The following is a 10,715-nucleotide window of genomic DNA, read 5'->3' on the forward strand; positions in this document are numbered from 1 at the left end:
ATGAACGGCAGACGAATTCTTTTTTCCGCTATCTTCACGGCGGCGATCGGTTTTGTTATTGGTTTGGGATTAGTCAAATTTGGCCAGCCAGAGGTTGATCAACTCAAGTACGATACGGATTCCTACCGGCAATTATTACACACCTACGGCTGGTGGGGAGCGGGAATTGGTTTATTCGTGGGAGCGGGACAAGAATATCTCCGACAGGCGAGAATTTTGCGCGATCGAGAGGATAATTGATCGGCTTCTGTTGCCTCGTCGCTGCGGATGACCTTCGGTAGAGAGTTCAGAATCAAAGCGATCGCTATTTACAGGCCATGACGGCGATCGTGTAGGCGTTATTATTTGCCCCGTTGATATTGAGATTGATTTGATAGGGCTGTCTTCCCGTGGGAGATTGGAAAGGGAGCGAGTAGGTTTGTCCTCTCTTCATCTCGACATTTTTCTGGAAGGCACTATTAACCGAATTATCGGGATACTTGAGATTGATCGTTACTCCGTATTTGCCATCGTTTTCGGGAACCATTACCCCTTTAAAAGAGGCAAATTTCACCCCGGAGGGCACGGCGAAATCGGTGTTAAAGTTATTCTTTCCTATGGCATCGATCTGTTTGCGGATATGGGTCTGATTAGTGGCTACTTCCTTGAGGTACTGACAGTTTTTCGGAAGTTCGGTAGCCTGATCTTTGGTACTGGCGACAACGGCCATCGAGGTCAGTCCGAGGATTAAACCAGCCCAGAGAAAGCTGAAAGTTTTTGTCAACATGATAGTTTTTCCCGTTAAGTTTTTCTAAAATTGGCTCTTCGGGGACGATTAAAGATAATTAAGCCTTAATTGTCCCGCCTTGACTTTTTCCGTGACCAAAGTTCTCACTAATTCTAATTCTTGGCGCGGGACTTGGTCATTATCGCTCGCAGTGAAGCGAGTTCTCCTGTTTCTTCTGGGGTTAATTTCTGTGCGTCAACCCGTGAGATTTTCAGAGAATTGCTCCTCGTTTTTACTCTCCGAACCAAGCACAAACCCCGCTCACATACCCAAGAAAGCTAGGATTCAATATTTACTACTAATATTTAACGTTGGCAGACTCGGAGAAACTATCAAAATTCTGCAAATCTAACTTTTATTTTGTTAAAGAATTATCTCGCAAAGTTGCCGACGGACACTCACCGAACATTTTCTTATAATCTTTGGCAAATTGACCCATGTGCCAGAATCCCCACTGTAATGCGATCGCACTAACGGTAATTCCCCTACCCGCAGAGGCTTTTAGTTGTCGTCGTACCCCGTTAAGACGTTGAATTTTGAGATAAGTCGCAGGTCCCAGGCCAAAACATTCCTGAAAACCGTAACGGAGGGTACGTTCACTAATGTGCAGTTCTTGACAGAGATCGAGGATCGAGAGGGGGCGATCGAGATTGTCCAGTAAGATCTCCTCTGCTCGCTTAATGTAGGGATGTCGTATTGAAGGGCGCAGCGGCGGATCGTTTTGATGGGAATCGAGTACATCTAGAACCAGAGAGATAAAATCCTCTCGGATCAGCGATTGCATAGCTGGCTCTAGAATTGTCTGGGGTTGTCTCCAGAAAAGCTCAAAAATATATCTTAAATGAGAGCGGAATCGTCTCAGGACAGTCGGCTCTGGTTGAATTGCCAGGGTTGAATCCGTAATTAAAGATACTACCCTGGGCCGATTGGTTTGTTCGGCCCGGGAAAACAGAGAATCGATATCGATAGTAACCAGAGCGAGGGGGAAGTTTCCCGATCGAAGCATATCGATTCCCCTGGAACTTTTCTGCAAGAGAGCGGAATTCGACGATAAGGAATACCCGTGCCACTTGAACACCTGGGGTGTGGACAAGGGTATGCCGACGGTGATTGTCCCGGGAGGAGAATCCCCTTGAGAACGAATTCCTCGATTGTAAATCGGTCGGGCGAATTGTATGCCCCCGACTTGAGCTACAAACAGTTCCCCCTCGAAAGTTCCCGCCTCGATCGGTCGATGAACCATGTCCCAACGAAAAGCTCTCATCCGCGACCCTAGTTCATCGATATCGTGAAAAGGAATAGTCTCGATCAGGGGCTGTAAATTGATATCCATTTTGTCTGATTTAGGATAGCGGAATTATTAAAAATTATTAAGTATTATTAAGAGTTATTCTCTTGTCAATAGGCATTATACCTCACCAATCTTAATTGTAGAGTTTTTTAGCTTTTATGGGTTAATAACGTCAGACTCTGACTTTTTTCCTTGATTGAAAGAAATAGGGGTTTCTCGTTATCCGCAATATTTTTTAAAATTTATGGTCAATTCTTAATAAAAAAATTACCGAAAAGTTCTATCTGTAAGTCTAAGTTTGCCATTTTTTGATAGCGATCGCTCTTGCCAAGCGTCTATAATAGTCTTCTAGAGGCTAATAGATAGAAACTCGCTGTTTATTCAAGCAAGAAAATTTAGAAAGAAGATAGGAGATAAATAGCCTTAAAATTAATTAGCAGGAGGAAATATTACCAATTAAAGGTTCGCTGCTATGAAATTCCGTCAATTGATGCGGGCAACAGAAAATAAATACAATCGGCTGCTGGCAAATCTGCTCTCCCTCTACATTATTTACCCGTTTTTAGTATATCTACCCCTGGGAGATTGGCTGATTTTCTTTTTCTTCTCCCTCTCTCTGATCATCGCCGTCTATCAGATTGATCGAAGTAAATTGGCTTTAAGATTTAATATCGGTCTGTTTCTAATTGCCCTCCTCCTGCGAGCATTCAGCACGATTATCCCTATTTATAGCGATTTCAACCGTTGGTTCGAGCTATCTAGTACATTAATTTCTCTAGCTTTTGTTAGTTTATGCGTGTACTCGATTTTACTAGAATTAATTCTCGCCGAACAGGTAACATCCGATATCATCAAAGGGGGAATTTGTGTCTATTTTCTCCTAGGATTTTTCTGGGCATCCGCTTATAGTATCGTCCAGATTTTTGAACCCGATTCCTTTAGCTCCGCCGCTAAAACCGTCAACCAGGCGGATCTACTTCATTTCAGCTTTACTACCCTGGCTACGGTTGGCTACGGTGATATAGTTCCTACCAGTAAAATCGCTAGAGTTTTAGCCAATTTAGAAGGAATGACTGGAGTTCTCTATCCCGCCGTTTTTATCGCTCGTTTAGTCAGTTTACACAATGGTCGTTAACCAAAACAATCCAGCGCCTTGGGGGAATATTAGATGATTATGCGTCGCTTTATGCCGATTCTTTCTTTACTTTTGCCTTGGGTCACTGCCGCAGGAGTCTTGGCGGAAATACCGACTCTATCCCAGGAAATCCGCCCAAAAACGGCGGAACAGGTGATCGAGCAACTCTGTGCTAATTTAACCAAACAGCGATCGTTCACCGTCAATATGGATGTCACCTATGACGATGTACTCGACTCCGGGGCGAAAGTTCAGTACAGCGCCTATCAAAACATCTGGGTAGAGAAACCCGATCGCCTGCGCTCGGACTACACTGGAGATGAACGAGTTACCCGCTTTTTTTACGATGGTAAAACCTTCACCCTTGCGGATCTGGAACGGGATCTATACGTTACAAAACCGGCGCCGAATACTCTAGATGAAGCCTTAGACCAAGTAGAGCAAAGGTACGGGATCAGCATTCCCATGTCAAATCTGGCAGCGAACGATCCCTGTGCAGATCTAATGGCCGATGTCAAGCAAATTATTTTTATCGGCAACGACATGGTCAACCGCGAACCGATGTATCACCTGCTGCTGATCGGTAGCGATCGCGATTATCAAATCTGGGTCACGCAGGATGCCACCCCCCTACTGAGGAAAGCGATTATTACCTATAAAACTCTACCCGGTTCACCCCAGTACACGGCAATATTATCCGACTGGAATTTTAATCCCAGTACCCCCGCCGATACTTTCACTTTCCAACCGGGATCAGAGTCGATCCCTATCGAACTTCTACCCCCTAGGGATAATCAATCCCAGCAGTAAACCCTGTTCATAAAATGCGATCGCTCGTCGGTATTCCCCTAAATCAGCGTTTTGATATACTTTGAATATCTAACGAATTCGAGGTGGGATCATGAAGTCGCAGATTGGACGCTGGGGTAATTCTTTAGCGATTCGGATTCCCAAGTATGCGGTGGAAGCACTAAACCTCAATCCCAATGACGTTGTTGAATGTTCTGTGGAAAACGGAAAGCTAGTAATTGAGCTAATTCAAGCCTTGCCTGAGTTAAGCCTAGAAGAACTACTGGCTGAGGTTGTTGAATCACCGGAGCCGGAAGTGGATTGGGGACGGCCAATGGGAGAGGAGGTTTGGTGACATACATTCCAGAACGTGGAGATTTCCTGCGGTTGAGCTTCGACCCACAAATTGGGCATGAGCAAATGGGTAATCGTCCAGCACTGGTGGTAAGCCCTATTGATTTTAATCGCAAGATTGGTTTTGCCTTTGTCTGTCCGGTGAGCAATACGCAACGCCAGAACCCTTTCTACGTCAAGATTCCAGATGGAGAGGCAGTGACAGGAGTTATCATGGTAGATCAGCTGCGATCGTTGGACTTCCGAGCGAGAAAAGCGAGCTTTATCGGCAAGTGTCCAGAACAGTTGCTCCAGGATGTTCTCAGAAGAATTAAGCCGATTCTGTTCTGACAGGGACATTCTCAAAAGTCCCAGAAGAGCGATATTAATTATGAACCCAACCCAGATTTATTATAGAAAATGTTCCCGCCAGAGTTTGTGTAGAAACAGGAGAGCGTTTTTTTTGCACCAGAAACCGTCGAACGCTTGCAGAAAATAATCTGGGAAGATAAAAAAATCAAGGAGTCCGGGCCATGAAAAGATCTTTACGTCAAAACTTATGTGTTCTTGCCGCCCTCCTCTTGGGTACAAGTTTACTGGTAACGGATTATGTGGACGCTCGCGGTGGCGGTGGTGGCGGTAGTCGTGGGGGTGGTGGTGGTAGTCGTGGGGGTGGTGGAGCTTCCCCACGGGTCAACCGCAGTAGTGATCTGCAAAACCGGGGGAATTTTAGTAATCGTTCCCAACCTTCCAGAGATTTTTCTGGAAGACAGGGTGAACGGCAAACCGGTCAACAAAACCGTCAAGGGGAACGCACGGAAAGACAGGGTGAACGGCAAACCGGCCAACAAAACCGGCAGGGTGAACGCAGCGAAAGAACCGATACCCGTCAAGGGGAACGCAGCGAAAGACAGGGTGAACGGCAAACCGGTCAACAAAACCGGCAGGGGGAACGCACCGAAAGAACCGATATCCGTCAAGGGGAACGCACCGAAAGACAGGGGGAACGGCAGCAGCAGGTTAGCGATCGCCAACAGAACCGTCAGAACTTTATTGACGATAATCGCAATGGTTACTGGCGTGGTGGCGGTTGGTACGGTGGCGGTTATTACGTCCCCCCGGGTTGGGGTTGGGTGGGGTTAACCACTGGCTTAGTCATCGGTTCAGCGATCGCCACTCTCCCCCCCTACTACAATACCGTCTATGTGGGTTCCAATTCCTACATTTACTCGGACGGCATCTATCTTCAGCCTAACGGTAGTTCCTACACGGTGGTGGCCCCGCCAATCGGCGCAATTGTCACCTATATCCCAGACGGCTGCACCACAATTACGGCTGACAATACGCTTTATTACAATTGCAGCGGTATTTACTATCAGCCTCTGTTTGAGAATGGTTCCACGGTTTATCAGGTGGTTCGCTTCTAATCGGGTTCTTCTTCATCAATAATTGCCGATCGATCTAATAATAATAAATCTCGCAGGCGATCGGTATCTAATTCGGTTAACCAATTTTCCCCAGCATCTACGGTTTGTTCCGCTAATTGTTTTTTGCTTTCGATCATCTCATTAATGCGTTCCTCTAGGGTTCCCGTACAGATGAATTTATGTACCTGAACATTGCGTTTTTGTCCGATGCGAAAAGCGCGATCGGTGGCCTGATTTTCTACGGCTGGATTCCACCAACGATCGATATGAAAAACGTGATTAGCGCGGGTTAAATTTAATCCTGTTCCCCCCGCTTTCAGGGAGAGAATAAAAATCTTTGGTCCCTGGGGATCATTTTGAAAGCGCTCGATCATTTCTACCCGATCTTTTGTTTTGGTAGAACCGGAGAGAAATAATATTTCCTCGGCTAATTTTTTCTGGAGATGGGTTTGTAGGAGTTTTCCCCACTCGGCAAATTGTGTAAAAATTAAAGCTCGATCGCCTTCTGCTATCACTTCCTCTACCATGGCTTCTAAACGTAATAATTTTCCCGATCTTTGACTGGTTTCTAAACTATTTTCTTTCAAAAAATGGGCAGGATGATTACAAATTTGTTTTAGTTGCATTAGCAAGGTTAAAATTAATCCATGTTTCTGAATTCCTTGAATTTCTTCAATTTTCTGGAGCGTTGTCTCGACTAATTGTTGATAAAGTTGTCCCTGTTCTTTCGATAAACCACAAAAAATATTCATTTCCTGTTTTTCTGGTAAATCTTCAATAATATTTTTATCGGTTTTTAATCTCCGTAAAATAAAGGGACGGACAAGGGAACGCAAATTATGCAGGGATTCTTGATCGCCGTATTTTTCAATGGGAAGGGCAAAACGACGCTGAAAAAAGGCTTGAGTTCCTAAAAAATTGGGATTGAGAAAATCCAAAATTGACCATAATTCCGTCAGGCGATTTTCTACGGGAGTTCCCGTTAAGGCAATCCGAAATCCTGCGGGTATTTTTCGCACTGCTTGGGATTGTTTAGCCGTAGAGTTTTTAATATTTTGAGCCTCATCTAAAACTAAACCTTGCCATTGTACTGCTTCCAAAGTGGACAGATCGCGATAGATTAAAGGATAACTGGTAATAACAACCGATTGATTTTTTACCGCTTGAGCAAAAGCTTTACCTTTTAATCTTTTTTCGCCATGATGCACAAAAACAGCTAGGGTGGGAGCGAATTTTCTTAATTCATGTTCCCAGTTATTGACCACAGAAGTGGGAGCCACCACTAACACGGGATTAACTAACATATCCTGTTCTTTTAATGCTAGTAAAAAAGCGATTAATTGCGGGGTTTTTCCTAAACCCATATCATCGGCTAAACAAGCACCTAAACCCCACTTTTCTAGGAAAGCTAACCAACTAACTCCCTTGATTTGATAGGGACGTAATTCCCCCCGAAATTCCCGCGGTGGGTTGATTAATTGAATCCCTTGATTGTTATTTAAATTATCAATTAATTCCTTTAATGCTCCCTCCGCTTGGAAATTAACTACCGGCAGTTTAGCAATTAGATTATTATCTCCTGAACTCAAGCGTAGGGCATCTTCCACCGAGAGATTAAGGGGAGCGATGGTATTATTTAAAATTGCCTGAGCTGCTTTGACATCCGTAGGTTGTAGGATTAACCATTTGCCTCCCACTTCCACCACTGGCGATTTTTTCTCTAATAACTTATCAAAATCTTTTTTTGATATTTCCTGTTCCCCTACCACTAATTTAAGCTGAAAGTTTAATAAACTGGTTAAACTTAATCTTTCTCCTTTTTTGGGAGTGACAGTGGCAGCAATCTTAATTCCTAATCTTTGTTCATTACTACCGGCAGTTAAACCCGTTGGCAAAATTACCCCTAATCCCTGCTCTTGCAATTGCCAAGCGATCGAGCGAATAAACTGATAAACTTCGAGCGAATCAAGAGAACATTCCTCCGGGTGTCTTTGCTCTAAACTAATTCTAATTGGTTCGTACAATCGCGCCGCTAATCCCAATCCTTTTAAGAGAATTTCCTGAGGATTATTGACAACTCTTTGATAACTATGATAACTTTCTTTGCCCTCTAACCAAATCAACTTGGCACTAATGAGAAATTCGGGAGCATCTAACGCTTGTAAATAATAGGTGAGTTTCCACGCTGTTCCTAGACTGGGAGGTTGTAAACATAAACAAACACGGTATTGATTCTCGATTAATTGGCGATTATTGCCATTCACTAAACTTTCTTGGATAGGAAACACCCAGTTATTATAAGCATTTTCTAGACGCTGTAAATTCTTCGCTTCTAAAGCAATGTCATGATGATCACTGCTTAAAGATTGTAGCCAGGGTTTCACCATCAATGACGGCGAAATATTAACAGTACTATCTATTTTTTGTCGTAAACGAGCATCGACAATATTTTTTAAGCAATCGAGAATAATTGTTTGTGGTTCGCTATTTTCTTGATAGGCAAGACAAACCGGGGGGATGGTTTGGATAAACTTAGCTAAACGAGTGCGATCGATGGTACTATCCAGCAGCGGATACCAGCAACTTTGACCTTGATTTATTCCCGCTAAAAATTTCCCCCTTGCTAATAAATCTAAACTCCAACGGTGCAAATACAGCCAAAATCGTAGATCATTGCCGATAAATTCGGCCTTAGCTAGGGGGAATTTCTCCCATAACCGCACTATCATTCCCGCAGAAAAAGTTAATCCCGATACCTGCCATGGTTGCCAAGACAAGGATTTAGCTGTGGGTTCGAGAATTTGCCCCGACAGCAGCGGTAAAGAATATTTTTTCCTTGGGGGAGAATAACTAGGGAGACTGAGCTTGATTGATTCTGGAGAATACCGGTCAAGCTGAGGAGAAAATTTCTCGATAAATTGGGCTAATGCCCCAGATTCTAGACAAAAAGGATGATTTTCCTTTGTTTCACTTAATTCCTTCCCTTGCCACTGTTCACCCCAAAGAAAAAAAACACTATCTTGCGAACGAATCAGCCAATTACCGTGTAGAGTAGTCATTATGAAATAGGGAAATTCCTCTAAAAAACTTGCTGTTGAAAAGGTAACAAATCTCGATTTTGTCGCTTCTTCTGACGTTAAGAGCCTCTAATCTTCTATTTTAGTGGACAAGGGCTGATTTCTCAACCAGAATCTAGTTCAGCGATTAGCCCCGATCGAATGGTTATTATCAGTAATAATAAATAGATTTATTTTTCAACTATGTACAAATCGATCGCCCTCACCCTCGTCCTCAGTCTTCCCCTGAACTTCTCCCTAGTTGGTCAGACGGAAGATTTAAACCACCTACAGCAATTATTATCCACCCGAAAATGTCCCCAATGCGATCTGAGCGGTTCGGGGTTGGTGCAATCGAATCTAACCGGGGCAAAATTAAATGGGGCCAATCTCGTCGGGGCTAATCTTAGTCAAGCCAATTTAAGTGGGGCGGATCTGAGTGGTGCCAATTTAACCGGTGCTTCTTTCTTTGGTGCTAATCTCACTGGAGCGAACTTAAGCGGGGCAATCTTGACGGGTGCGGATTTAAGAGGCGCTTATCTCAATAATGCTAACCTCGAAAACACCAAACTAGACACTGCATACGTGCAGGGTGCGGTGGGAATTCCCAGTAGTGCCGGTACTCCTGAACTATTCTACGGTCTAGGGATGGTGGAAGGAAAACAGGGACGCACCAGCGCCGCTATAGAAAATTTTAATAAGGCCTTGACAATTAACTCAGAATATGCTCCAGCTTATCTGGCCCGGGCCATGGCTCACTATCGTCTGGGACAAAATGCTCTAGCGGCCCAGGACGCTCAAATGGCTTCGACTCTCTTTGAACAGCAAGGTAACACCCCCGGGTACGAAGCGGCAGAGAATTTTATTAAAGGCATGGAAATCGCCCTAAAACCGCGAGAACAAGGTGGTGGCAACGCTCAATTAGACCAAATGGTGCAGGGGATTGGTTCTCTGCTTTTACAGTTTGTTTTACCCGCTTTGGGACTGTTTTAGTCCTCGTCCGCTGGCTCTTCTAAATGTTCCGAGACCGCGTAATAAAGGTCAAGGACATGATGATCGGCAAGACGATAAAAGACTCTCCGTCCCTGTTTTTGGTATTTAACTAATCTTAAGGCTCTTAGGGTTCTTAACTGGTGCGATACGGCCGATTCACTCATCCCTAAATCGTCGGCTAAGTCACAAACACATAATTCTCTTTTGGCTAAAAGCGACAGAATTCTTAGGCGATTGGCATCCCCCAAAAGGCTGAAAAATTCGGCCATTTTTTGGGCTTTTTCGATTTCTAATCCCTGCAAGTGCTGGAATTTCGCCTCTTGGTGATGGGATTCCCCACAAACCGGCGCTATTTTCTCTATGGCCATGTTTTTTCCTGATCGGTTATTAAGGGAAAGTTGAGAAAGGGAGGTATCGATCGAATCTTCAATCCCGATACTTGTCCCCTTCTCCCCAATAACTAAATTTAACCGCAACGACAGTCATTGTGTCCACAGCCTTTCCCTTTAACGTGACCATTGGCACAAGCTTGGCAACAGTAGTATTGATCGTTTTCTTTGATGGCATCGGCGATCGATACTACACACTTACAGGATTCACAAGCACATTTCATGGTGGTGACAGCGATCATGGTTACTACCTCTGAACTTCTTTACTGACTTTAGTATAACATCTGAACAGATGTTCATGGATTGAATAAAGTTAAATTTTTCTAAAACTCAGACGGGTGGGAAGTTCTCCTTGATCAGTGATTCAGATTTGAGTTTTCTGTTCACTGTTTAAGCTATACTTTAGACGTTCATAATCTGAGATTTATTAAACTTCTGAAATCGTAGAGTCAGCAAGGAATCCAGTTCTTTTTTATGTTTCAAATGGGCATCATTCAAACATTCATAAATGGCTGAAGAAAAGTCAGAAAAGTTTT

At 43.9% G+C, this 10,715-nt stretch carries 12 protein-coding genes and 2 pseudogenes; 8 read left to right on the plus strand and 6 right to left on the minus strand.

From position 1 onward, the window contains the following. Positions 1–240 carry a hypothetical protein gene (locus tag O9332_RS12620; protein ID WP_158200914.1) on the plus strand — a complete coding sequence of 80 codons (240 nt, stop codon included), beginning with the start codon at positions 1–3 and terminating at the stop codon, positions 238–240. Positions 241–304: 64 nt separating this feature from the next. On the opposite strand, the gene O9332_RS12625 is transcribed toward O9332_RS12620, so the two are convergent. Continuing rightward, entirely contained in the window at positions 305–766 is a 462-nt protein-coding gene (locus O9332_RS12625; RefSeq protein WP_158200915.1) for a hypothetical protein, read from the minus strand. A 355-nt stretch (positions 767–1,121) separates the two neighbouring features. Then, entirely contained in the window at positions 1,122–2,099 is a 978-nt protein-coding gene (locus tag O9332_RS12630) for a helix-turn-helix domain-containing protein (protein ID WP_288025850.1), read from the minus strand. 430 nt (positions 2,100–2,529) lie between these two features. On the opposite strand from O9332_RS12630, the gene O9332_RS12635 reads away from it, so the two are divergent. The 6 genes and pseudogenes from O9332_RS12635 (at position 2,530) to O9332_RS12655 (ending at position 5,741) form a co-directional block, all read left to right on the plus strand. Then, complete coding sequence (locus O9332_RS12635; RefSeq protein ID WP_104396907.1) at positions 2,530–3,192, plus strand: potassium channel family protein; 663 nt, start codon at positions 2,530–2,532, stop codon at positions 3,190–3,192. A gap of 33 nt (positions 3,193–3,225) precedes the next feature. Then, on the plus strand, positions 3,226–4,002 hold the full coding sequence (locus O9332_RS12640; RefSeq protein ID WP_288025853.1) for a DUF2092 domain-containing protein: 777 nt from the start codon (positions 3,226–3,228) through the stop codon (positions 4,000–4,002). 91 nt (positions 4,003–4,093) lie between these two features. Further along, positions 4,094–4,336, plus strand: coding sequence for an AbrB/MazE/SpoVT family DNA-binding domain-containing protein (locus O9332_RS12645; RefSeq protein ID WP_002772118.1), 243 nt, complete (start codon positions 4,094–4,096; stop codon positions 4,334–4,336). Then, the gene (locus tag O9332_RS12650) at positions 4,333–4,665 is read left to right on the plus strand and encodes a type II toxin-antitoxin system PemK/MazF family toxin (RefSeq protein WP_147072359.1); all 333 of its coding nucleotides are present in this window, start codon (positions 4,333–4,335) and stop codon (positions 4,663–4,665) included. Before O9332_RS12645 ends, O9332_RS12650 begins: the two co-directional genes overlap by 4 nt. Before the next feature lie 56 nt (positions 4,666–4,721). After that, positions 4,722–4,851: pseudogene (locus tag O9332_RS28420) on the plus strand (YgiT-type zinc finger protein); the annotation flags it as partial. Further along, positions 4,848–5,741, plus strand: a complete 894-nt coding sequence (locus O9332_RS12655) for a DUF6515 family protein (protein WP_288025856.1) — start codon at positions 4,848–4,850, stop codon at positions 5,739–5,741. The pseudogene O9332_RS28420 and the gene O9332_RS12655, both read left to right, overlap by 4 nt. Here the strand turns inward: O9332_RS12655 and O9332_RS12660 are convergent. Further along, positions 5,738–8,800 carry a sll1366 family intein-prone helicase gene (locus O9332_RS12660; protein ID WP_288025858.1) on the minus strand — a complete coding sequence of 1,021 codons (3,063 nt, stop codon included), beginning with the start codon at positions 8,798–8,800 and terminating at the stop codon, positions 5,738–5,740. The two genes, O9332_RS12655 and O9332_RS12660, sit on opposite strands and share 4 nt — an antisense overlap. 201 nt (positions 8,801–9,001) lie before the next feature. Here O9332_RS12660 and O9332_RS12665 point away from each other — a divergent pair, with 201 nt between their 5' ends. Then, positions 9,002–9,790 carry a pentapeptide repeat-containing protein gene (locus tag O9332_RS12665; protein WP_002760405.1) on the plus strand — a complete coding sequence of 263 codons (789 nt, stop codon included), beginning with the start codon at positions 9,002–9,004 and terminating at the stop codon, positions 9,788–9,790. On the opposite strand, the gene O9332_RS12670 is transcribed toward O9332_RS12665, so the two are convergent. The 3 genes and pseudogenes from O9332_RS12670 to O9332_RS12680 all read right to left on the minus strand — a co-directional run. After that, positions 9,787–10,158: an ArsR/SmtB family transcription factor gene (locus O9332_RS12670; RefSeq protein ID WP_002760406.1), complete on the minus strand. Its 372-nt coding sequence runs from the start codon at positions 10,156–10,158 to the stop codon at positions 9,787–9,789. The genes O9332_RS12665 and O9332_RS12670 overlap by 4 nt on opposite strands. A gap of 98 nt (positions 10,159–10,256) precedes the next feature. Next, entirely contained in the window at positions 10,257–10,421 is a 165-nt protein-coding gene (locus tag O9332_RS12675) for a metallothionein (protein ID WP_002760407.1), read from the minus strand. 160 nt (positions 10,422–10,581) lie between these two features. Next, positions 10,582–10,715, minus strand: a pseudogene (locus O9332_RS12680) (IS630 family transposase); the annotation flags it as partial.

This window comes from Microcystis sp. LE19-10.1B (assembly GCF_027530565.1).
Classification (GTDB): Bacteria; Cyanobacteriota; Cyanobacteriia; order Cyanobacteriales; family Microcystaceae; genus Microcystis; species Microcystis aeruginosa.